Below are 20,650 nucleotides of genomic sequence, written 5' to 3' on the forward strand. Positions count from 1 at the left end.
AAGAAAAGTTGGCTCCGGGAACCCTTGCCGCTTCGAGATGTTTGCCTTTCTCAACCACCAAGGAGATCATGACGATGACCGACGAAACGCGCCGCCCGACGCCACCCTATCCTGCCCAACAACAGGAGCCGCCGGGCCAGACAGCGGCCATGCAGCCCGTGCCCGACCATGGTGAGAAATCCTACAGGGGAAACGGAAAGCTCGAAGGCAAAACTGCTCTTATTACGGGTGCGGATTCGGGCATTGGCAAAGCTGTGGCAATCGCCTTTGCTCGAGAGGGCGCCGATGTGGTCATCTCGTATTTAAGCGAGGACGAGGACGCCAACGACACCGCAAAATGGGTAAAACAAGCAGGCCGCAAAGCCGTGGTCATCCCCGGCGACATCAAGTCGGAGGATCACTGCAAGATGCTCGTGCAGCGCACCGTCGATGAATTGGGCGGTATCGACATTTTGGTAAACAATGCCGCCTTTCAGCGCACTTATGCCGACATCGCCGATATCGATGCCGGAGAGTGGGACGAGACCTTTCGCACAAACATCTACGCACCGTTCTTTCTCGCAAAGGCGGCAATCCCACATATGGCGCGCGGCAGTGCCATCATCAACACCACGTCCATCCAGTCGCGCCAGCCGTCACCCGAGCTGCTAGCTTACGCCTCGACGAAAGGCGCCATTTCCAACTTTACGGCGGGACTTGCCGAGATGCTCGGTGAACGAGGCATTCGCGTCAATGCGGTCGCGCCCGGCCCCATCTGGACGCCGCTCATCCCTTCGACGATGCCGGCCAAAAAAGCTGCGAAGTTCGGAGGAAATACCCTGATCGGGCGGGCTGGACAGCCTGCGGAGCTTGCCGGCGCCTACGTGCTTCTCGCTTCGGATCTCGGCAGCTACATGACCGGAGCAATCATCCCGGTGACCGGCGGGGAAATCATGATCTGATCACAGCCGCAGACTATAGGAAAAGGCCGCCAACGATGACGGCCTTTTCTGCATGATCGTTTAGCCGGCTAGGCCGCCCTCTTGCCCTTGGCGTTTGCAGACGCCTGCGCAAGCTGGGTCAACTTCTTGTCCGTCGCTACTTCTTCGGCAAGGTTTGCCTGAAGCAGCGGAACCGCATCCTTGAGGCCGAGCTGGTTTGCCCAAGCGATGAGGGTGCCGTAGCGGGCGATCTCGTAGTGTTCGACGGCCTGAGCCGAAGAGATGAGACCGGCTTCAAGTGCCGGCGACCCCTTGAACTCCTCCATGATCTCTTCACCCTCGGCGATGATGCCCTGGATTGCCTCGCAGGTCTTGCCGCGTGCCGGCTTGCCTAAAAGCTCGAATACCTGATCCAGGCGTTCGATCTGCGCCTGAGTTTCGTCGCGGTGCTGCAGGAAACCTGCCTTGCCTTCCTCAGACTGGGCGGCGCGGGCCATTTTCGGCAGCGCCTTCAGGATCTGCTTTTCTGCGAAATAGATGTCCTTGAGCGTATCCAGGAAAAGGTCATCAAGGGTTTTCGTGGTGCTAGTCGCCATGGTTATTCCTCCTGTGGCATGGGCTTGCGCGGGGTTAAACGCCGCAGTTTTGATTGTTTCCTCTCCGAAATTAACCGGCGCTCCGTTGCCGGAGCGCCGTCTCTTTCCGGCCAAGGAAGAGAGGCCGATCAGCCAAACTGCCAGACATTCCGACGCCAGGGGGCGCCGGGCCGATCCGCAGGTGTGTAACCACGCGGGACCATCGTTGTTCCCTCAGACCTTGGCTTTTTCGCCGGCTTCGCGAAGTGAAAGGAACTTGGTTGTCACGGAGACAATGTTTTCATCAAGCCACTGTGCCATCGCCTTCTCTTCGGCAAGGTTTGCCTGGAGAGCAGCGCTGGCCGCTCCATAGCCGCCGGCTTCGGCGATGGTCAGCAGCGACTTGTACGCCGCCATTTCGAAATTCTCGAAGGCGAAGTTCGCGAACGCGTTCTTCAGGATTTCGTCTCCGGCCATGGTATGGCCCATCGCGGCCATCGACCCCGTCAGGGAAAGTGCCATGTCCTTAAGCGACGAGTGGTCTTCGTTCAGACTGTCGAGCACCTCTTTGATACGGACGATCTGGCCCTCGGTCTCTCGAATATGTTGGTCGAGCTTTGCTGCAATCTCCGGATAATTCTCAATACGCGAGAGCTGAGGTTTCATGATCGAAAGCGCCTGGTTTTCCATGGCGTGGGCATTCTTAAGGCCAGTGATAAAAATTTCTCGGGTTTCGTTCTCGGACATCGAAAATCTCCTTGTTGACCGGCTCGAACTTCGCACGCCCGGCGATGTTCCAAACTTTTCGGCAGAGTGACCAGCGGCGCCGTCTTTCCGATCGAGTGGCCCAGGCTCTGGACCGACAAGGCTCTCACGCTAGTTTCTTTTGTCGAACACGCGAAAACGAGCGCAAGACGTGCAACTTTCTGCCGAGGGAGCAGGGCCTAGATGATCCTGGAAGACCTTTACCGCTTGCTGAAAAGCGGACACGTACAGGCTCAGGGCATCGTCGACACGATGACCCAGCCGATTGTCGTACTGGACCACAATCTCTGCGTGACCAATACCAACAACGCGTTCGTCCGGACTTTCGAGGTCGAACGGGATGACATCCTGGGCCAAAGCTTTTTTGCTCTCGGCAACGGTCAATGGGAAATAGCCGAGCTCCACCAACTGATCGCGTCGGTGATCCCAAAAGCCGCCGCCGTTATCGGCTTTGAAGTGACACATGACTTTCCTGCAATCGGGCAGCGGACGTTTCTTGTCGATGCGCGCCGTCTCATCCATCCCGACAATAACAGCAGCAACATCCTCATTCTCTTCAATGACGTCACCGAGAGCCGGCGCCAGGACGCGGAGAGAGATTTCGTCGTTGCGGAGACACGCCACCGCCTGAAGAACCTGCTTGCGGTGACGCGCTCGATCGCCATGCAGACGCAAACCGAGGATCGCACTGCCGCCGAGTATCGCGACATCTTCCTCGGACGGTTTGAGGTCACGCTTCGTGCGCAGGAAATGGCAACTACCGACCAGACTATTGATTTTGAAGTACTGCTGCGGCAATCGGTCGGCGAGCCCGGCCTTGACCGTCTTCATTGCGATGGCCCTGCGGTGACCCTTGCCAGTTCCAAGGTTCTTGCGTTCGGCATGATATTCCATGAGCTCGGCACCAACGCCGTGAAGTACGGCGCCTTGTCCGTTCCTGATGGGCAGATCCACGTTACGTGGGCACTCGAGACTGGTCCGAGGGGCCGGGCATATCTTATCTGCGAGTGGCAGGAAAAGAACGGCTTACCTGTCACCCCGCCTAAACGGCGCGGCTACGGCACCGACCTGATCGAGGGGACATCCGCTCATCTCGGCGGAAAGGCGGAACTAAAATACGATCCGAATGGTTTGGCGGCCACAATCAAAATCCCGTTGTGAGGACAAATGGACGATCCTGCGGAAATCGATGTTGAAGGCAGACGATGCGTTCTGGTGGTAGAAGACGAGGTGCTGATTGCAATGGAACTCACGGCGGCCTTGATCGACGGAGGGTTCAGGGTGTTGGGGCCGGCTGCATCGGTCGATCATGCTCTTGATCTGGTCAGCGAGGAGCGTCCCCACGCAGCAGTCCTGGATTTCAATCTCGTTGGCGAGAAAGTCACGCCCGTCGCTCTTCAGTTGAAAGCGTTGGGTGTTCCATTCATCCTCGCCAGCGCGGTCCAGGCCTCTGAGCTTGCAGCCCACCCGGTGCTTGCCGGTGTCGCCAATATGGGAAAGCCGACGGACCTGAAACGGCTTATCGACGCGCTGAGGGGGTTTAAGGCCTGACCGCTTTTAGCGAACCGAATGCCGCCGAGCATCCCAGCATCTGTGCACCGTGCGTGACGCTGCTCAAGCAAAGACGCCTGCTGCAATGGCCGCGTCGATAAAGCGGCTTCGCGCAGTCTCTGCACTACCATGCTGAACGAGCGCCTTAAGACAGCGAAGCTTTGCTTCGCCGTAGATCTCGCTTTGGCATTCGGGCCAGCGATGGGCAAGCGCCTCGAGCGCGGCTTCTGGTCCATCCACCCGCTCCCGGTAGCCGTTGCCTATCCTCACGAAAACCGGTGCCAACCATGTCACCCTGAAATCTCCTTCGATCACCTTGTCCATGCCACTCTCCTTCCGATACCGGCTCCCCTGCCCGTTGCGCGCGTGCGCCGATGTCATTGGCGCGTCCTTAGCCTCGCGTCAGTCTCGATCGGCGCGGCTGCGAGGTGGAAACCCGGCCGCACGTCCTTGAACCAGACAGAATGTGGCCAAACCTTGCGCGCGATCGTGCGCTCGCCGGTCGTTATTCGCGCCACCGCATTTCGCCCTGGTCGTGTCGAGGTGACCGGCGACTACTCTCTAATCCGCCGCGATGCGTTGGCCTGGCGCTTAGCATTAGCGGATCTTCTCGGTACCGCTGGGCGTCGTGACCATGGTCGGACCGCCGCCATTGCCTTGAGGCGTCGGATCGCGATCGGTCGCTTCAGGCGGCTGGCTGCCGCCCCCAGCCGGGTTGTTGTCGAACGTTCCGGCGCCATGGGGCTGGGCGTTGATTGGATCGGGGACCGTCGATGCCGTGGGTTTCGTATCGGTGTCGATGCTTTCTCCCCAGATCTCAGCCGCGCCCCAGGCAACCATCGCCAGCAGGAGTGCACTGACGAGCACCGCAAGCACAGGCTTGCCGTATTGCCCCTGTCGCGCGTCCGTCGCGTTCTCGGTTACTTGTTCGGGCTGGCGCTTCGGCTGGTGGTTCGAATTCGTCATCATAAAAACTCCCTAGGGGTGGACCGCACCAACCGTGGCCCGTTGCGGAAGTTCCAAACTTTTCGCCGAAGGGCAGCGCGATTGCGCAAAAATCTCCGGAACATTTGCCGCGCGCTGAGGTTGGAGACGGCAATTCCTCTGATGGAGACCTCGATGAAAATCGTTCTCGCCCCCCTTCTAGTCTGCTTGACTGCATTTTCCGCCATGGCAGCAGACGACGCTGCCAAGCAGCACGCCACCGACTTCGCGGCGAAGGCCGCCATGTCGAACATGTTCGAGATCGAAGCCGCAAAGATCGAGATTGCGAGCGGAAAGGCTGACGACGCCAAACAGTTCGCGCAGGACATGATCAGGGATCACGGCAAGGCCGGGCCCGTCCTAAACAATGCCGCGAAACAGGACGGCATCGAACTGCCCGCCGCTCTTGACGCAGAGTATACTTCGAAGCTGGCCGCCCTCCGGCAAAGCGACGCCGCCAATCTCGATCAGGCCTATCTTTCCACTCAAGTGACCGCACATGAAGAAGCAGTGAACCTCTTCGACCGCTATTCAAAGCAGGGGCCGGATGGCCAACTCAAGCGCACGGCTGCAAAGATCCTGCCAGACCTTCGTATGCATTTGACGCGAATCCGCGGCCTGACATTGAAATGACGGTGGGGGTGATGCGGACGCTGGGTATTTTCATCAACGTAGCGCCATTGTCATACCAATACTATTGCCGCGACCATTGCGAAGGCTGAAACGAGGCCAAGCGCAGTCAGCCCGAGCTTGACGACTTCGGAGCCCTTCCGTGTTTCTTCATGCCGGGCTTCATATCTGGTATCGAGTATCACAGCAACAAGACCCGCTCCCATCCAGCACATGAGCGTCAGCGTCCCGAAAAGCATCGCCCACTCAGTTCCATTCATCGCCATTCTCCTGGTTTTCAAAGAGCCAACCTCACGGCTCTTCCAATGTTCCAACCCTCTTTGGAACCGCTGGGAACATTTGTCGCTGCGGCATGTTGGTTGGTTCAAACCCGATCAAGGAAACGTACGATGGCAAACGATCGGGAGCCCGGCGGCTAGCTTTCGCCAATGAAAACGGAGGGCGCGCCGGATGGACGATGGCAGAAAGCCGAAGCGGAATCGCAGGCGGACAGTCCACAACCTCAGCTGGCGATAAGTAGATGAGTACGGCCGTGCTCGCGGCAGGGTAACCCGGGTCAGGTTGGTGGTAGATCGCGTGGATGCGGTCGGCCCGGTTCAATCAAGACAGTTGAATTATTGCGTCTAGTTTCATAACCCCGCCATGCCTGCTACCACACTCGTCTGTCTGCGGACATACCATCCATATACCAGCCCGTCACAATGGGGCAGAGGAGCGAGGATTTGGAAAATTTGGCCATCGAGCTCTTTGCAGGAAAGCGCGTACTGATCGTCGAAGACGAATATTTTCTGGCGGATGAGACACGCCGGAAGCTTGAGAAAGCTGGTGCCACAGTTATCGGCCCGGTCGCTGGTGTGACTGCCGCTCTGGATCTTGTCGAGAATGAGGAGATCGACGCAGCAATCCTGGATGTTCACCTGGAAGGCGATTTCGTATTTCCGGTCGCTGACGAGCTTGAGCGCCGCGATATCCCATTTGTCTTCGCCACAGCCTTCGACCCGTCGGTAATTCCGACGAGGTTCACAGGCTTTGCGCTTTGCGCAAAGCCGACCGAATTGGGAAAGATCGCGGAAGCTTTGTTCGGCCAGAGGCCCGCCGAATACCACTAGATCATTCGCTGTCGAGGGCCTTTGTCAGATGAGAGCGAGCCCGGTTGACCCGGCTCTTGATTGTCCCGATCGGAACGCCGCACCGATCTGCAGCGTCCTCGTAGCTGACACCCTGAACAAATATGAGGACGATGGCGGTTCGATAGTTAATGGGCAAGGACGATATCGCAACCTCTAGCTCGCGGCCGCGCAATTCCCAGATCTGCGAGGGCGGCGACGACGCCCAAGCGGCGGAATCTTCGATCCCACCGACCTGTTCTCGTTTGGATATTTTGAATTTGGTGCAGAATGTATTGCGCATGATCGTAAACAGCCAGGAGCGCAGCTGAGTGCCGCGCTGATAATTCCCGGAATGCGCGATCGCCTTGGCAAGCGTTTCCTGAACAAGATCATCGATGTCGCTCGACGAATGATTGAAGCGTTTGGCGAAAGATCTAAGAGCCGGCATATTTTCAAGCAGTTCGGCGTCCGTAAAACCTGGACGATCATCAATGGACATTGGGGGTTCTCCTCTGATGAGTGAACTTCGCCTCACCTGTTCCGTTCCACTCGGATCGCTGATTCTTATAGCCACGCCCCACGCTTTGCCGACGACGCGATCCGAACCCTGAATTGGCGAAGTTACATCGTCAGTCTGGTCGCATGGCGCGCTGCCCTCGGCATCGTTTCGGTGTCTGGCAATATGGCGGCTTTCTTGACGAGCGCGCATCAGTAGGTACGCAGCTTTCCTTGCACGCGACCACTGCGCGATACGAGCCGGCGCCTTCCCAAAGTTGTCAGGCAACCGAACTTCAGTCGGCTTGGACCGCCCGGAACTTGCGCACTCTTGCATTTGATCCGCAGGTTTTGTCCGAGCACCATCGCCTGTGACCGCCACGAGAATGGTCCAGGAAAAGCCAGCCGCAATTTCGGCCTTGGCACGCGCGCACAGGACGGCGTTCGTCTCGCGACGTCAGCAACTCGGCCGCCAACACCGCGATACGATTGCTGATCGCATCCAAGTCTTTGGCGTCCGAGCGACGCCACTCGATGATGCCTCCAACCTGACCCAATGTTTGTTGCGATAGGCCACGTCTGGCCATGTCGGCAACAAGCTTGAGATCATTCGGACTAATTTGGCTTTCATCAAACTCGGACAGGAACAGTCGGCAAAGCGCCTCCCGCAGGTCCTTTGCGTGGCCGAGTTCTTTTTCAGCGTGGGACCGCGATCTGTTAGCCTTGGCCAGCAAGGCGTCGCGATCCTTCTCGTCAATCACATCGAGACGACAGGCCCAGGCCACGAGGTCATCGTAGCTTTTCAGGAAATCCGGCCCCCAACGTCCACCGCGACTATCGACCGTGTTGACGAAGTCGAGGGCCGGATGACCGCCAAGAAGGCTGATGTCATAGATCGTTTTTTGCGTGTCCATGACTTGAATATTGTTCTGCGGAACGATTTGAACAAGAGCCGGTTGTAACGAGATAAATAAATTTTACTCGTTACAATGATCGGAGCCCTCATGCTTACCGGCGTCAACAAAAATCAGCTGCGCTTTCTAATGCTATGCATAATCTGGGGAAGCACCTGGATCGGAACGAAGGCGGGCATCGAGGCCGTTCCGCCTCTCCTGTTTGCCGGCACGCGTTTCACCGCGGCCGGGATTTTGCTTCTTCTCTATACACTGGCCAAAGGCGAGACTGCGAGGTTCAAGGTGCAAGACGGCATTCGCTTCGTGGTCGTCAGCATCCTGATGATCACGCTCTGCTATGGCCCGCTGTTCTGGGGAATGCAATATATCGATTCCGGGACTGCCGCCGTTCTGGAAATGTCGCTCACCCCCATCGCGCTCCTGGTGTTCGCTCTCCTCCTCAACGAAGAGACGCTGGATGGCCGTCGCATCCTTGCGATCGCTCTGGGAGTCTGTGGACTGGTCGTCCTGTTCTGGCCGGCCTCCGCCTACGTAAGTCTGCCCGCTGCTGAAGCCTTCTCAGGCGCGAGCCTATGGGGCGGATTGGCGGTAGCATCAGCAGCCTTCACCTACGGCTACGGCTCGGTGCTGGCCCGTCCACTTCTACGAACCTATCCGGCCTTGTTCGTTTCAGGCGTGACAACCTTGGTCGGAGGCATCGCGCTGCTGATTGCAGCCGTGGCTTTCGAACCGGGGGCAGTTACCGCCCTCTCCGGCGACTGGGGGACAGTCGCCTGGCTCGGCTGGTTCTTCCTGGTGATCTTCGGCTCGCTGATCGGCTACACGACTTTCATGCGCCTGCTGAGGGATACTGGGGCCTCTCGCGCAGGCAGCTATGCCTTCGTGTCACCGGTGATCGCTGTAGCCCTTGGCGCCGCCGTCTTCGCTGAGCAGATCACCGCACTGGATGTGGTTGGCATGTTCGTGATGCTGAGTGGCGCCTATCTTGCCATGTCGGGAGTGCCGGCGACCGATGCAACCGCTCTCGAAAGTGAAGCTAATCGGAAACGGCCTCACGAAGATCTCGACAACGACCCAAAATGCCAAATCCCGCGCATTCATCAAACAAAACCAGCAATGCGTGGGCGACTATGGCGAGGCTGAAAATCGCGCCGGCGAGGGGGAGGTGGGAACAAAGCCGGCCACTCGAAGTTCGTGGGTGCGGCAGTAGCCGTTCGTTCAGTCATGGGAGGCTTCAGTGTCAAACGAGTTCACAGAAATCGATGGCAGGCCACGGCCGTCATCCGAGACATCATTGCAATCTGGGGATGCGACGTCGTCACCGCAACCTGCCGCGTCACTCGCGGGATTGAAGGAGAAGTTGGCTGATGACGTGACCGCCGCCAAGGACACCATAAAAGAAGGCGCCGATACCGCAGTCGAGAAGGTCAAAGAGGTGGTTTCCGATCAAGCGAACTTCACTGCCCGCCAGGTTGGCGGCGTGGCAACGGCGCTTGAGAAGGTTGGCGCTGAACTGGAAGCATCCGACCAACCGGAGGTCGGACGCTATGCCAGGCAGATCGGACGAAGCGTCCAGGGCTTCGCCACGCAGATGAAAGACAAAGACATCGGCGAAATCGCGGCGATGGCTGAAGAATTCGGCCGCAAGCAGCCGCTGGCATTTCTTGGGATTGCAGCGCTTGCGGGATTGACCGCGAGCAGGTTTTTGACTGCTTCCGCCAAGCGACCGCCAACACAAGCAACGAGGCGGACATCCTTGGCTACGCCCAGGGAGCCATCTGCAGCAGGAGGCTACACCAATGGCTAAATCTCCCGACAGTGTTCCCCTTTCAGAGCTGATTGGCGGTCTTGTTGCCGATGTCACGGGCCTGTTGCGCAAGGAAATCGATCTCGCAAAGACGGAGGCGTCCGAAAAGTTCTCGCAAGCGCTCAATGGCGTAGAAGTGGTTATTTTTGGGCTTGTCCTTGCAGTGGGCGCTGTAGGCGTCCTGTTGAGCGCCTTGGTTGCTGCGGTTGCGGCCTTCCTGGTCACTCAAGGTTTCACCGAAACAAGCGCCGGTGCGCTCGCCTCCCTTATCGTCGGCGTGGTCATCGCTCTCATCGCGTGGGCGATGGTCTCTCGAGGCCTCACGGCACTTCGTAGCAGCAACATGAAACTGGATCGAACCGCGACCTCGCTACGCCGCGACGTCGACGTTGTGAAGGAAAAGATCTAATGGAAACTTCAACCGAAAAAACATCCGCCGAACTTCAGCGAGAGATCGATCAGGATCGCCAGCGCATCGGAGATCGCATCGACGCCATTCAGGAACGGATGTCGCCAGGCCAGTTGGTCGATGAGGTCCTTGCCTATGCAAAGGGCAGCGGCGGGGAGAGTATGTTAGCAACCTCGGCCAAGCGCTGAAGGCAAATCCACTGCCCGTCGCGTTGATGGGCGTGAGCCTTGCGTGGCTGATGGCCAAGGGGACCTCCGCAAGCCCGCCTGCCAGCCATCAGCCCGAACCTGAATATCCGCTTTATCCAGCCAACGGCGCGGTCCGCCGTCTTGGCCCCCCGGAGACCGAAAACGGAACTCGCTACAGTCATTTCGCAGACAGCTCTGGCAAGAGGCTTAAGGCGCTGACGGATGAAACCGGCCATCGTGCGGGTCACTTCGTCGATGAGGCAGGTAAGACATATCGCGGGTTTGCGGATGCCACCGGCAGACACGTCGATCAGATCACCGACGAGACGGGTGCAATGTTCGACGCGGCAACTGGCTGGGCGGCGGAGAGATGGGAGCAGGCAAAAAGCGCTGCAGGCGAGATGAGTGCGCGTGCGTCGGCGGCCGCGAGTTCGCTGTCTACCCAATCGTCTTCAGCGGCGACAAGTCTCCAAGAGCAAACCGGCAAGCTCAACCAGATAATCCTCACGCAGTTCCGCGATCAGCCGCTGGTTGGGGGCGCTCTGGCTTTCGCCGTCGGAGCCGCTATCGGCGCAGCGTTGCCGCACACCGACACTGAAGACGAGTTGCTCGGCGAGGTTTCCGATTCCACAACAGACAAGCTTAGCGCTCGGGCACTGGACGTGGTCGAACAAAGCAAAGAAGTGGCGACTGACCTCTACGAAAAGGCCGCTTCGGTGGCGTCAGATGCCCACGACGCCGTTAAGGAGCGAGTCGCAACTGAGGTCAACGCGTTCAAGGCGGATACTCAAGGCAGTGATCGCCAATCGAATTGAAAATGGAATCAGCGACGCGCGAAATCGCTACAGTGCTGTGCGAGTCGAGTTCATTCCAATTCTATCATCGTAACAAGAAAGGCCGGGGTGACCGCGCCGACCTTTCTCACATCGCCGCGCGCTTACCTGCTTTCAATGCGCCAGTGTACTGATGTTTCCGAAGGTTAACGACGCACCAGGGGTACTTGATCGCCAAGGTCGTTGCGGATAGTCGTAGCAGCAACCCCTGCCTGCCCCATGGCGTGGCTGATCTGGTCAAGACCGGCGACCACGTCTCCTGCGGCGTAAAATCCTGGCACTGTGGTCCTCTGGTGACCATCGACGGTAACACACCCTTCTTCCGATAGCCTTGCGCCAACTTGTGATGCCAGTTCCGAACATATGTCAGATCCGAGAGCCGCATATAAGGAAGCGAATGAATAGGTTTCCGTGGGCGTCGTGATGAGGATCACATCATTGCCCAGATAGGTCGAGGCTATGGGGCCGACCTCCATTCTTATTCCGAGATGGGTCAAGGACGACGTCTCGACTTCGGACAGCTCATGTACGCCCTCGGGCGATATCAGAGTGAGATCCTTCGTGTAACTTCGAAGGAAAACGGCTTCCTTGAACCCTTTCGTTCCAGTTCCGAGAACACCAACGGGCTTGTCTGTCACCTCAAAACCGTCACAGACGGGGCAGTAGCGCAGAAGGCCATGAGCCACAGCTTCATCATGAGTTGCCTGTGGCATCGCAGGCGGTCGGTTGACGACTCCGGTAGCCAAGAGTACGGCCCGAGAGCGGATGCTGCCGTTCTCGAATTCTGCCACGAACAGGTTGTCGACTCTATGCAGCTTCCTGATCTTGCGGCATCGAATTGCTGCCCCGTAGCGCTGAGCCTGGGCATTCATCCTCGCCAGCAGCTCAGTGCCGCTGACGCCGCACGGGAATCCGGCGTGGTTGTGCGACATAGGGATGATGGAAGCCCGGCTTGAGTTATCGTGGAAGACCGTCACCGAAAGATGGTAGCGCGCCAGATAAATCGCCGCGGTGAGGCCAGCCGGACCGCCCCCGATGACCAAGCAGTCTTTTACTTCGTCTTCAAATGCGATGGTCATCATTCCATTCTCATTCTATTGGCCCCGACGGGATTACTCGAATTTTGGACGTCATTGCCAACCTCGGGAAACGACGATGGTTCCATTCTCCGCTCACACTATTCGCGATGCCGTTGACATCCACGCGATGCTGTCGAGGACAACCCTCAGCGCCATCTCGTTGGTTTCATACCGCGGATGGATTTCCGGCGCTTTTGTATCGGCTGAAGCGATCAAGATTCCCGGGAACAAATGGGCGGACAACAGGTTGGGCGACAATGAGCCACGTCCCCTCAGCTTACTGGGCTCAGTTCACGGAAAGTTATCGAATAACGCAGCTCGGCGACTGGCAGGATAGAATGCTCCCACAGGATTCTGGCTTCGCCCGCCATCACATAGGCCGATCGCGGTTCGAGCGTGATCGAGCTACGCTGCCACTTGCTGCCCTGCCGCCGTCTTAGCCGGAAAGTGCATGCAGATAGCAGCGAGACTCCGACGACCCGACCGAAGACGAATTTATCCCTGTGCCAGCCGATCGGAGCTCCGGGACTATATTGGGTTACCAAAGTCTGTTCCAACCGATCGGGGTCAATGCCAGCAAATGCAGATACGCTTTTGCGAAGCGGCAAAAGAAATAGCGGAATATCTTCGCTCTTTCGGACACGCTGTGTATCGAAGTCGTATTTCCAGCCGTAGGAGACCGTCCTGCGTTTGCCTTCGAATCCGTGGAAATCGAAAGCCTTGAACGGCAGCTGTAGCATCTCTTCCAGGATGGACTGCTGCAGATCGTCGGGGACCACATCCGGCGAATAGCGAAATCCGTCGGGCAGGGTCGGTTGGACTGCACCAAAGAGGTCATGCTGTTTCATCGTGCTCATGTAAAGTTCTCGTATTTGCCTACCGCCGCTGTGACCTCACGAATTTTAGCGTCGCGATGTCGCTGACAGTGGTTCACACAACGATCCAGATCTTCCGACGGCGGAATCGAGCATGCTCCGGACTCAAGGAACGCCGGGCGGCGTAGTGTGTTCCTCGTAGTGGAGAGGCGTGGTCCGCCTGCGCCCTCCGAAGAATGTCCATGGTTCATTTAAAAGCCGCGCGCGATCAACGGATGGCGCATCGCAATTGGGTGACCGGTCCGGAACAATCCGGGCCGCTCAGAGTTCGCGCGACATGCCCTACGTGATCGAACTTCTTCTTCCAGTCCCGCGCGAGCGCCCTAGCTTGGTGAGCCTTGACACTGTCCGTGATGAACTCACCGAAAAATTTGGCGGCGTCACCTTATATGTGAATTCACCCGCGGAAGGCTTGTGGGAAGTTGATGGAATGGTTGAGCATGACGTCATCGTTGTTGCCGAAGTCATGACTGAAAGTCTCGACCTAACTTGGTGGGCGGCATACCGAAAACAGCTTGAGGCTCGTTTCGATCAGGAGGAAATCGTGATCCGAGCCACGCAAGTCCAGCGTCTTTGAATCCATGTCCCGCGGGAGGCCCATGATCTTGAAACGCATTTAACGATTTAAGCATCAGTCCAACCGATCTGGTGGCTGCTCGGCGGTTTAATTCCTCCCTCGCAGCAGTTCCTCGGTTTCATACAGGCCATCGCTGGAACGCTCGCCTGGTCCGCGCCACGCTGAGGCTGCACTGCGCAATGCCCGACCTGCGACGATGGCGCACCAAAATTTCTCGCCATTTCAACCTAAGCGAGGTCGGTGTCCGGGCTTGATTTCGTAGAGGGCGGCAGCATGACAGCGATGACGCGGTATTTACGCGACTGTCATCACATAACAAGTAGCGATCTTGAGAGGGGCCATCAGGCCGATGCGTCGATCATCTGTAAAAGCCGCTTGGCGTTCTTGATCGAATAGCCATCGCGATCGTTGTTGAAATAGGCCCACACGATCTTAGCGCCAGACAGCTTGATTCGCTCCACCCACACCGTCAATTCGGCATCGCTGTAGTCATGGCGGTACCATTGTTTGATCCCATGGAAGCGGATGTAGATGTCGTCGGCTGTCCGAACAAGCTCATCCGGCAACCGGGGACCACTGCATGAACAGAAGATCGCGCCTGCAGCTTTAAACGCACTATAAACATCCTCATTCCACCAGCTCTTGTGACGGAATTCGACGACGTTCTTGCGACGGGGATCCAGCTGCGACAAGATCATTTGCAACATGTCTGGGGAGTAGCGCACGCTCGGTGGAAGCTGAAACAGAAAACATCCCATCTGCACTCCAAGAACGTCTGCGATGTATCCGAAATCCTCAATGAGGGCGTGGGTATCTTCGAAGCGTTTGATATGCGTGATGAGCTCGCACACCTTGATTGTATAGACGAAGCTCGGCTCGGCCTGACGTTTCCATGTCTTGACAGTTGCCGCCGTCGGCCAGGAATAGAATGGGGCATTGAGCTCGACGGTCTTGAAATTGTCCTGGTAGATCGAAAACAATTGATTGGAGGGAGCGTCGGTCGGGTAAAAATGGCCCTTCCAGTGCCAGTAATACCACCCGGAGCAGCCAATATGGACCCGCCAGGCTACATTGTCACCGGAGGTGATCACAGTCAGCGGATCGCTCGCCAGACGGGCTAGATGCATTTTAGCGGCGCGCACAATGTTGGCATCGCGCTGTTTTTGGCGGCGCTCGGCGCGCCGTGCCCGCCGACTTTCAATCTCTTCAGCAGTGCGCTTTATCATTTGGTATCCGTGCGAAGCGCTTCGGCGCAAGACAATGGGAAAATCTGATCAAATCCTCGACATTTTTGCACGACCCAAGCGGTCCGGATCATCCTGTATCAACATTGTTATTTGATGTCGTAACGCAGCCGCCGCATCGGTGTTCAAAATGGGTGTTGACTCGTTCATGCGCATTCGAGCGCTGGAATAGCCTGGCGGAGCGCTAGCTTTTGAATCGGAGCGCCTCGACGAGCAGCGCGAACGCAGCCGTATGCTGGCGTCGGCTCGGGTAATAGAGATTATAGCCGGAGAACGGCTGACACCAATCGTCAAGAACTATAGGCGAGCGCCAAGCCGTCCAAGGCAGCGGCTCCAGCATTTCGCCGTCGTTAATGATCAAAGGGCCGTTCACCCTGACCTGGAGTTCTTCCCCGTCGCGTTCGAGCTCCCAGGCATAAAGCCCTCCGCCGGTAGTCTGCCGATAGCTTACGCCCCGATGCTCACCGAGATTGCGAGGGTTTGCAGGATTTTGCGCTTCGCGAAATAGGATGGCGATCCGACAACGGCGCCAACGCGGATACCCGCGTCGAACCGGCTGCCCAGACCGTTGCAAACCTCACCCTTCGGCGGGCCCAAACGCAACCTTGGCGACGATGCCTTCAAGGTCATGTCTGATCGCCAATATCGCCCTTGCGGCAGATCACGGCACCTGCGGCGAGTTCCACTGGATGGTCGGGTGTCGCCACGGTGACCCGCCCCTCGACAATGAAGAACATCGGTGCCGGAAACTTCATTGGCGAGATGGCGCTAATCAATGGCGAACCGCGCTCCGCAGCAACCGAGGTATCGCAGCTGCCGCTCTACGCCGTGGATTTCCAGATGTTGTCGAACAGTAGTCCGGAGATCGCGGAGACCCATCCGCAAGACGGCGCTGGAGCGGCGGGGCGGGCCGCCGAAGGAAATCCAAGCCTGGTGGCTGCGGCCTGGGTTACGCATTGACCGACTCATAGCGCAGGATAACTGCGCGGGCGGAGAGCGTCGGCCGGCTCATGATGCTCCCTGCGAGATTAATCTTCAGCCCCGTATGCTGGACTTCGTCGAGGTAAGACAGGGGGCGAAGGAATGATCAAGGCGTCCCGCCCGAAACCGGTTGTTCTCCGATCCGACGACAGTAGGAACTTTCATGTCGCGGCCGTGTTGTCGTTACGGCGCTGGCAGATCTGCCGCGTAACACCAAACTATTGGAGCTGACTGATGAGTGATACGGAGCAACCGGACCAACAGACGCCTCCTACCCCGGGGTGCCCAGCTCCCGCCGCGACACCAACCTCAACCGGGCCGATCTCGTCCACACCAGATGAGCCGACGGTAGAGGCGTCGGTAGACAGCGCGCCGGCATTATCAGCCGACAGCCAGACCCTGCAGGAGCGTCCAAAAACCAAAGGCGTGGCTGATATTGTCTTCCTCGTCGACGTTACCGGCAGCATGGAATCCTGCATCGACGCACTGCGGCGAAATATCGAAGCCTTTATTGACTCTTTGAGCCAAGGCGACCCGAACAACGCCGCCCCTGTCAAAGATTGGCGCGGCAAGGTTGTCGGCTATCGTGACATTGAGGCAGCCGAAGCCGAAGGCCTGCCATGGATCGTCGACAATGACTTCGTGCGCGATGCCAGCGCGCTCAAGGCGCAGCTTGGCACACTACAGGCAAACGGCGGCGGGGACGAGCCGGAGTCGCTTCTCGATGCTCTTTATAAGGTTGCCTCTATGGAGGCTGTGCCGAAGGGTTCTCAGACGGAGGATCCGGCGAAATGGCGCTATAGAAGCGATGCGGCGCGTGTTGTCATCGTGTTCACCGATGCTTCATTCAAGGAGACCATGAGCATTGCCGAGGCAAAGGGCGGTTCGTTGCAGGACGTGGCTAACCTTGTCATGGCCAACCGAATTATTCTCAGCCTCTTTGCCCCGAATTTCGAGGGCTACGATAGACTGAGCCAGATCGACAAGTCGGAATGGGAGGTGGTGGAATACGAAGGGCTGAACCCGCAGGAGGCGCTCCAGAAATTTACCTCCGACCCGGTTAACTTCCGTAACACCTTGAAGCAGTTGGCCGCCAGCGTATCCCGGTCGGCAGCGACCGTGGCGCTTTAGCCCGATTGTCCCGAAAGCCATGGCCAAGAAACTGAAAATCGGCGACCGCATCCGGCAGTATCGCGTCACGAAAGTCTTCGGACCGGGAATGATGGCTATTTCCTATGGAGCTGAGACTTCTACCGGTGAGAAGGTTTTTCTCAAGCAGTACAAGTCCCCTGCTCCGACGGTTGTCTGGTATAGGGATTTCATCGCTTATCAGAACGAGCTCGGTGCACGCGTCCGGAATGGCCGCGCTGCTCAATTTGCGGTGCGCCAGGTCGATGCATTCGAAGAGATCTGGGGCGGGCCTTGCTACTTTCAGGCATTCGAGTTCGTCGAGAATGGTGCAGACCTGCAGCAAAAGCTCGATGAGGAGCGGGAGCAGCATCGTCGCACCGAGGAGGCCGCAACTCGTGCCACGGTTTGGGCACGTCACCTCACATGGTCCAAGGTGTTCATGACGGGTATTGCGGCATTGCACGAATCCAAGGTCGTCCACGCAGATCTCAAGCCGGCGAACGCATATTTGATCACAGACCCGTCGATCAGCTCCGGCTACCAGCTTAAGCTGATCGATATGGACTTCTCCTTGTTGGCTGACCGCCGCGCGCCCTGGCACGGGCATCAGGGTTATGTTGGCACTGACAACTATCGATCTCCCGAACATATGACGCGCGGTGCTATTCCGGGACTGGCTTCGGATATTTTCACCTGCGGCCTGATGCTTTACGAACTTCTCGCCGGCCATCATCCGTACTGGACCGAGGACCAGGCTGATTATGCAAAGCTCGTGCAAAGCTATGCCGCCAAACCTCCGGCACTTGCCGGGTTGATGCCGGCACCTGCGAGCAATGCCGAGGTCAGTTCCGTCCTCCACCGATGCCTGTCTCCAGATCCAGCTGCGAGACCGACGGCCGCGGAAGTTCGGGCTGCTTTGAGTGGACGCGGCGCAGGCTCTGCCGTCTCCGGACAGAAAGCTCCTGCATCGACAACAAAAGGCATCACTCCTCCCGCTTCGGCAGAGCTGATCATCTCCGAGAGGATCGAATTGCTTGATGCGGACGGACGCTCGCTTCATATCGGGGTGATGACGGAACTTGGCAAACCCCTGTTGCGGCAGTTCGGGCCGGAAAGCGAGTTCTGGGATAATCGCCAATGTGTCCTGGAACGAAATCCTGCACGGCAATGGGTGGTATCTCCCGTGGCGGGTGCGACCAATGAAACACTCGTGAACGGCCTGACCCTGACAGCTCCCCGTCCGCTCAGGCAAGGTGATCGAATTGCGGTCGGCCGCCAAGCCAAAGGCATCGCCAAGATGCCCCTTACGGTGCGGGCGCTCAACAAATGACCTCGGCCGGCGGACGTGAAGTGCCCGAGTCCGATCCTCCCTGCGAGCAGCCGGCGCTAGCAGAGGCTCATCCGGTGATGACCGATGTGCCCAAAGATGAACCAGGAGCGCCGGGTCCTTCCAGTTCCCTCGGCGCGCTTGCCGCAGATGTTCCAGCTGCAGGACCCGAACCTCCTGCGCCGTTGGATGGAGAGCCTGCGTCCAGGTCGGAAAGCCTGCCGTCTGACCAGGATCTTTCAAAGGTGGCGGCCTTTGCTCCATTAGAAATCGTCGAGGTGAATGACCTTGATTGGAACGCTGTCCTCAACCGGGCCAGCCCGTCTTCCGTCCGCTCCGAAATTCGGTCGACGGTTGAAAGAATGGAGGGTCTGCTTGACCTTGCCGATGGGCCTGGCATGTTGTTCGACAAATTCCGCGCCGATCCCACCGACAAAGTCATCAAGATTTCTGACTTCGATGCCGAAATCCCGCTGTGGATCATCGGCGACTTGCATGGTGATCTTCTGGCGCTCGAGGCTGCACTTGCGGCAATGCGGCAGCCGGACCTGCAGCCCGGAGAAGGTCCACCTCGGATCCTGTTTCTTGGCGATCTCTTCGATGACGAGGGTTTTAGCCTCGAAATCCTTCTCCGCGTATTTGAACTGATCGTAGACGCGCCCGACCGCGTGTGCGCCATCGCCGGCAATCACGACGAAGCACTGTCTTACGATGGCGTCCGATTTTCCTCGAGCGTGACGCCATCGGACTTTGCCGACTTCCTCAACGCCAACCTCACCCACGAATGGATCGAGCGGGCCGGTAAGCTTGCCGTGCGCCTGTTTACGAACGCTCCGCGCGCACTCTTCTTTCCCGACGGATTGCTTGCCGCCCACGGAGGCTTTCCGCTGGTTGACTTGCATCCCGGCCTCGCTGAATCGGGGGATTGGAACAACCCGATGTCCCTGTCTGATTTTGTATGGACAAGGGCCCATCCGAAAGCCCGCAGGAAGCTGCCAAACCGCTTCTCCCGCGGGAGCCAGTTCGGCTACGAGGACTTCGCTGCTTTCTGCTCTTTGAGTTCCGGTCTCGGACGGCCCGTCACACATATGGTACGCGGCCATGATCACGTGGAAGAAAGGTATGCGAGCTTCCCCGCCTATCGGGCTAATCCGCTGCTCACGACCGTCGCCCTTTCGCGTCGGTTGAGCCGCGAGGCATTCGGGCCCTACGAGCGGGTTCCAACTATGGCGCGATATGTCGAAGGAGCCCTGCCGAGCGTGTATCGGTTGCACATTCCCGCGGAAATGATCCGTGCCTGTTATCCTCAGCCGGCCGCCGACAGCATCGACTATCCCCCGAGCCAGGAGCCTCAACCATGACAGGGGTCATCCTGCGTTGTCCAAACTGCGGCACCTCCACTGCGACTTCCGGTGAGTGCGAGGCCTGCCACGAGGCACAAGTCCGCTTCTACTGTACGAACCATAACCCGGGGCATTGGTTAGATGCACCCGCATGTCCGCAATGCGGCGCAAAGTTTGGCGATCCGCGTCCTGCGGCACCGTCGGTGCCCCCTCCCGTTCGCCCACGTCCCCGCGCGGAACCACCACCACCGCTGGATACGAGTCCCGGGCCATGGGGTCGGAGAGAGCGACGGAGGTCTGCCCGCCCTGAAGCGGAGACCGACCGCGCCTCAGCGGGCGACATCCGCACGACAAAAATGCTGGAGATGCTTCGAGCCCTCTCCCGCGCCGGTCGTATCACTCGAAGGTCAACCTATCCGGTTCCGGAAGCGCCACCTGCAAGGGCAGCAGCGGCGGGGTGCCTGATGCGCTTTATGCTCCTCGTGATGTTCCTGTTCATCATCTTGCCGCTGATATTTTCCCTGATAGGAGGCTCTCTACTTGGCGTACTCGACGGCTATTACTTCTGAGGATCGACGACCACGCACGCTCCAAGCGGCTGAGGCCGGATGTCCGCGCCACCCGATCTGTTTTTTTACCTTATACGTGCCGCTCCAGCCGCGGCCGTGCGGATGGCTAACACGATCCCGCCAATCCTTGCTCCACGAGAGCAGGAGCTGAGCGTCAAAGAGCTAAGGCCGTGATGATGCAGTTGACCGCATACGGAACCCGCGGTGGAGGCAGTAGCCTTAACTCATACGATGCCGTTTGCAACGGCAATTTCGACGACGACGAGCCGCTTCTGGACACCCGACATTAGCCGCATATGGATCAAGATTCGTCTGCAAAGATACTGCCTGCGGATCGCGCATCA

22 protein-coding genes and 3 pseudogenes are annotated in these 20,650 nt (G+C 58.1%); 14 read left to right on the plus strand and 11 right to left on the minus strand.

Features of this window, described 5'->3' with window-relative positions; translation table 11 throughout:
• The first annotated feature begins 74 nt into the window (after nucleotides 1-74).
• A complete protein-coding gene (locus G9X64_RS01140; RefSeq protein ID WP_171375785.1) occupies nucleotides 75-941 on the plus strand; it encodes an SDR family oxidoreductase in 867 nt (288 codons plus the stop codon).
• A gap of 68 nt (nucleotides 942-1,009) precedes the next feature.
• On the opposite strand, the gene G9X64_RS01145 is transcribed toward G9X64_RS01140, so the two are convergent.
• Both G9X64_RS01145 and G9X64_RS01150 read right to left on the minus strand, forming a co-directional pair.
• Nucleotides 1,010-1,516: a YciE/YciF ferroxidase family protein gene (locus G9X64_RS01145; RefSeq protein WP_171375786.1), complete on the minus strand. Its 507-nt coding sequence runs from the start codon at nucleotides 1,514-1,516 to the stop codon at nucleotides 1,010-1,012.
• Nucleotides 1,517-1,729: 213 nt separating this feature from the next.
• On the minus strand, nucleotides 1,730-2,242 hold the full coding sequence (locus G9X64_RS01150) for a ferritin-like domain-containing protein (protein ID WP_171375787.1): 513 nt from the start codon (nucleotides 2,240-2,242) through the stop codon (nucleotides 1,730-1,732).
• A 201-nt stretch (nucleotides 2,243-2,443) separates the two neighbouring features.
• Here G9X64_RS01150 and G9X64_RS01155 point away from each other — a divergent pair, with 201 nt between their 5' ends.
• Nucleotides 2,444-3,421 carry a PAS domain-containing protein gene (locus tag G9X64_RS01155; protein WP_171375788.1) on the plus strand — a complete coding sequence of 326 codons (978 nt, stop codon included), beginning with the start codon at nucleotides 2,444-2,446 and terminating at the stop codon, nucleotides 3,419-3,421.
• Between the two features lie 6 nt (nucleotides 3,422-3,427).
• The gene (locus G9X64_RS01160) at nucleotides 3,428-3,811 is read left to right on the plus strand and encodes a response regulator (RefSeq protein ID WP_171375789.1); all 384 of its coding nucleotides are present in this window, start codon (nucleotides 3,428-3,430) and stop codon (nucleotides 3,809-3,811) included.
• 63 nt (nucleotides 3,812-3,874) lie between these two features.
• On the opposite strand, the gene G9X64_RS01165 is transcribed toward G9X64_RS01160, so the two are convergent.
• Both G9X64_RS01165 and G9X64_RS01170 read right to left on the minus strand, forming a co-directional pair.
• Nucleotides 3,875-4,135, minus strand: coding sequence for a DUF982 domain-containing protein (locus G9X64_RS01165; RefSeq protein WP_171375790.1), 261 nt, complete (start codon nucleotides 4,133-4,135; stop codon nucleotides 3,875-3,877).
• Nucleotides 4,136-4,408: 273 nt separating this feature from the next.
• Nucleotides 4,409-4,777, minus strand: coding sequence for a hypothetical protein (locus G9X64_RS01170; RefSeq protein ID WP_171375791.1), 369 nt, complete (start codon nucleotides 4,775-4,777; stop codon nucleotides 4,409-4,411).
• A 153-nt stretch (nucleotides 4,778-4,930) separates the two neighbouring features.
• Between G9X64_RS01170 and G9X64_RS01175 the strand changes: the two genes are divergently transcribed.
• On the plus strand, nucleotides 4,931-5,428 hold the full coding sequence (locus tag G9X64_RS01175; RefSeq protein WP_168317211.1) for a DUF4142 domain-containing protein: 498 nt from the start codon (nucleotides 4,931-4,933) through the stop codon (nucleotides 5,426-5,428).
• Nucleotides 5,429-5,478: 50 nt separating this feature from the next.
• Here the strand turns inward: G9X64_RS01175 and G9X64_RS01180 are convergent, their stop codons facing one another.
• Nucleotides 5,479-5,685 carry a hypothetical protein gene (locus tag G9X64_RS01180; protein ID WP_168317169.1) on the minus strand — a complete coding sequence of 69 codons (207 nt, stop codon included), beginning with the start codon at nucleotides 5,683-5,685 and terminating at the stop codon, nucleotides 5,479-5,481.
• A gap of 441 nt (nucleotides 5,686-6,126) precedes the next feature.
• Here G9X64_RS01180 and G9X64_RS01185 point away from each other — a divergent pair, with 441 nt between their 5' ends.
• Complete coding sequence (locus G9X64_RS01185; protein WP_168317170.1) at nucleotides 6,127-6,534, plus strand: response regulator; 408 nt, start codon at nucleotides 6,127-6,129, stop codon at nucleotides 6,532-6,534.
• Between the two features lies 1 nt (nucleotide 6,535).
• On the opposite strand, the gene G9X64_RS01190 is transcribed toward G9X64_RS01185, so the two are convergent.
• Complete coding sequence (locus G9X64_RS01190; protein ID WP_168317171.1) at nucleotides 6,536-7,033, minus strand: sigma-70 family RNA polymerase sigma factor; 498 nt, start codon at nucleotides 7,031-7,033, stop codon at nucleotides 6,536-6,538.
• A 292-nt stretch (nucleotides 7,034-7,325) separates the two neighbouring features.
• The gene (locus G9X64_RS01195) at nucleotides 7,326-7,943 is read right to left on the minus strand and encodes a CGNR zinc finger domain-containing protein (protein WP_171375792.1); all 618 of its coding nucleotides are present in this window, start codon (nucleotides 7,941-7,943) and stop codon (nucleotides 7,326-7,328) included.
• A 90-nt stretch (nucleotides 7,944-8,033) separates the two neighbouring features.
• Here G9X64_RS01195 and G9X64_RS01200 point away from each other — a divergent pair, with 90 nt between their 5' ends.
• From G9X64_RS01200 to G9X64_RS01215, 4 genes and pseudogenes are all read left to right on the plus strand, one after another.
• Nucleotides 8,034-9,086, plus strand: a complete 1,053-nt coding sequence (locus G9X64_RS01200) for a DMT family transporter (RefSeq protein ID WP_246270860.1) — start codon at nucleotides 8,034-8,036, stop codon at nucleotides 9,084-9,086.
• A gap of 94 nt (nucleotides 9,087-9,180) precedes the next feature.
• Nucleotides 9,181-9,750, plus strand: a complete 570-nt coding sequence (locus tag G9X64_RS01205; RefSeq protein ID WP_171375793.1) for a nutrient deprivation-induced protein — start codon at nucleotides 9,181-9,183, stop codon at nucleotides 9,748-9,750.
• On the plus strand, nucleotides 9,743-10,159 hold the full coding sequence (locus G9X64_RS01210; protein WP_171375794.1) for a phage holin family protein: 417 nt from the start codon (nucleotides 9,743-9,745) through the stop codon (nucleotides 10,157-10,159). Before G9X64_RS01205 ends, G9X64_RS01210 begins: the two co-directional genes overlap by 8 nt.
• A pseudogene (locus G9X64_RS01215) lies at nucleotides 10,159-11,162 on the plus strand (DUF3618 domain-containing protein). The gene G9X64_RS01210 and the pseudogene G9X64_RS01215 overlap by 1 nt, the downstream one beginning before the upstream one ends.
• Nucleotides 11,163-11,326: 164 nt before the next feature.
• Here G9X64_RS01215 and G9X64_RS01220 read toward each other — a convergent pair.
• Together G9X64_RS01220 and G9X64_RS01225 are read right to left on the minus strand one after the other, a co-directional pair.
• Nucleotides 11,327-12,259, minus strand: coding sequence for an NAD(P)/FAD-dependent oxidoreductase (locus G9X64_RS01220; protein WP_171375862.1), 933 nt, complete (start codon nucleotides 12,257-12,259; stop codon nucleotides 11,327-11,329).
• 272 nt (nucleotides 12,260-12,531) lie between these two features.
• Nucleotides 12,532-13,116: an alpha-ketoglutarate-dependent dioxygenase AlkB gene (locus G9X64_RS01225; protein WP_171375795.1), complete on the minus strand. Its 585-nt coding sequence runs from the start codon at nucleotides 13,114-13,116 to the stop codon at nucleotides 12,532-12,534.
• Between the two features lie 295 nt (nucleotides 13,117-13,411).
• On the opposite strand from G9X64_RS01225, the gene G9X64_RS01230 reads away from it, so the two are divergent.
• Nucleotides 13,412-13,711, plus strand: a complete 300-nt coding sequence (locus G9X64_RS01230) for a hypothetical protein (protein WP_171375796.1) — start codon at nucleotides 13,412-13,414, stop codon at nucleotides 13,709-13,711.
• A 341-nt stretch (nucleotides 13,712-14,052) separates the two neighbouring features.
• Here G9X64_RS01230 and G9X64_RS01235 read toward each other — a convergent pair whose 3' ends face one another.
• A complete protein-coding gene (locus G9X64_RS01235; RefSeq protein WP_171375797.1) occupies nucleotides 14,053-14,937 on the minus strand; it encodes a DUF72 domain-containing protein in 885 nt (294 codons plus the stop codon).
• A gap of 202 nt (nucleotides 14,938-15,139) precedes the next feature.
• Nucleotides 15,140-15,519 (minus strand): annotated as a pseudogene (locus G9X64_RS37345) (type 2 periplasmic-binding domain-containing protein); the annotation flags it as partial.
• 132 nt (nucleotides 15,520-15,651) lie between these two features.
• Between G9X64_RS37345 and G9X64_RS01240 the strand changes: the two are divergent.
• The 4 genes and pseudogenes from G9X64_RS01240 to G9X64_RS01255 all read left to right on the plus strand — a co-directional run.
• Nucleotides 15,652-15,877, plus strand: a pseudogene (locus G9X64_RS01240) (hypothetical protein); the annotation flags it as partial.
• A 293-nt stretch (nucleotides 15,878-16,170) separates the two neighbouring features.
• Complete coding sequence (locus G9X64_RS01245; protein ID WP_171375798.1) at nucleotides 16,171-17,067, plus strand: vWA domain-containing protein; 897 nt, start codon at nucleotides 16,171-16,173, stop codon at nucleotides 17,065-17,067.
• Nucleotides 17,068-17,086: 19 nt separating this feature from the next.
• On the plus strand, nucleotides 17,087-18,397 hold the full coding sequence (locus G9X64_RS01250) for a protein kinase domain-containing protein (protein WP_171375799.1): 1,311 nt from the start codon (nucleotides 17,087-17,089) through the stop codon (nucleotides 18,395-18,397).
• Complete coding sequence (locus tag G9X64_RS01255) at nucleotides 18,394-19,755, plus strand: metallophosphoesterase (protein WP_171375800.1); 1,362 nt, start codon at nucleotides 18,394-18,396, stop codon at nucleotides 19,753-19,755. The genes G9X64_RS01250 and G9X64_RS01255 overlap by 4 nt, the downstream gene beginning before the upstream one ends.
• The last annotated feature ends 895 nt before the right edge of the window (nucleotides 19,756-20,650 follow it).

This window comes from Rhizobium sophorae (assembly GCF_013087515.1).
GTDB classification, from domain to species: domain Bacteria; phylum Pseudomonadota; class Alphaproteobacteria; order Rhizobiales; family Rhizobiaceae; genus Rhizobium; species Rhizobium sophorae.

Coding starts and splice junctions, on each gene's coding strand:
- G9X64_RS01140 (WP_171375785.1), top strand. CDS start 75: ATGACCGACGAAACGCGCCGCCCGACGCCACCCTATCCTGCCCAACAA.
- G9X64_RS01145 (WP_171375786.1), bottom strand. CDS start 1,516: ATGGCGACTAGCACCACGAAAACCCTTGATGACCTTTTCCTGGATACG.
- G9X64_RS01150 (WP_171375787.1), bottom strand. CDS start 2,242: ATGTCCGAGAACGAAACCCGAGAAATTTTTATCACTGGCCTTAAGAAT.
- G9X64_RS01155 (WP_171375788.1), top strand. CDS start 2,444: ATGATCCTGGAAGACCTTTACCGCTTGCTGAAAAGCGGACACGTACAG.
- G9X64_RS01160 (WP_171375789.1), top strand. CDS start 3,428: ATGGACGATCCTGCGGAAATCGATGTTGAAGGCAGACGATGCGTTCTG.
- G9X64_RS01165 (WP_171375790.1), bottom strand. CDS start 4,135: ATGGACAAGGTGATCGAAGGAGATTTCAGGGTGACATGGTTGGCACCG.
- G9X64_RS01170 (WP_171375791.1), bottom strand. CDS start 4,777: ATGACGAATTCGAACCACCAGCCGAAGCGCCAGCCCGAACAAGTAACC.
- G9X64_RS01175 (WP_168317211.1), top strand. CDS start 4,931: ATGAAAATCGTTCTCGCCCCCCTTCTAGTCTGCTTGACTGCATTTTCC.
- G9X64_RS01180 (WP_168317169.1), bottom strand. CDS start 5,685: ATGAATGGAACTGAGTGGGCGATGCTTTTCGGGACGCTGACGCTCATG.
- G9X64_RS01185 (WP_168317170.1), top strand. CDS start 6,127: ATGGGGCAGAGGAGCGAGGATTTGGAAAATTTGGCCATCGAGCTCTTT.
- G9X64_RS01190 (WP_168317171.1), bottom strand. CDS start 7,033: ATGTCCATTGATGATCGTCCAGGTTTTACGGACGCCGAACTGCTTGAA.
- G9X64_RS01195 (WP_171375792.1), bottom strand. CDS start 7,943: ATGGACACGCAAAAAACGATCTATGACATCAGCCTTCTTGGCGGTCAT.
- G9X64_RS01200 (WP_246270860.1), top strand. CDS start 8,034: ATGCTTACCGGCGTCAACAAAAATCAGCTGCGCTTTCTAATGCTATGC.
- G9X64_RS01210 (WP_171375794.1), top strand. CDS start 9,743: ATGGCTAAATCTCCCGACAGTGTTCCCCTTTCAGAGCTGATTGGCGGT.
- G9X64_RS01220 (WP_171375862.1), bottom strand. CDS start 12,259: ATGACCATCGCATTTGAAGACGAAGTAAAAGACTGCTTGGTCATCGGG.
- G9X64_RS01225 (WP_171375795.1), bottom strand. CDS start 13,116: ATGAGCACGATGAAACAGCATGACCTCTTTGGTGCAGTCCAACCGACC.
- G9X64_RS01230 (WP_171375796.1), top strand. CDS start 13,412: ATGCCCTACGTGATCGAACTTCTTCTTCCAGTCCCGCGCGAGCGCCCT.
- G9X64_RS01235 (WP_171375797.1), bottom strand. CDS start 14,937: ATGATAAAGCGCACTGCTGAAGAGATTGAAAGTCGGCGGGCACGGCGC.
- G9X64_RS01245 (WP_171375798.1), top strand. CDS start 16,171: ATGAGTGATACGGAGCAACCGGACCAACAGACGCCTCCTACCCCGGGG.
- G9X64_RS01250 (WP_171375799.1), top strand. CDS start 17,087: ATGGCCAAGAAACTGAAAATCGGCGACCGCATCCGGCAGTATCGCGTC.
- G9X64_RS01255 (WP_171375800.1), top strand. CDS start 18,394: ATGACCTCGGCCGGCGGACGTGAAGTGCCCGAGTCCGATCCTCCCTGC.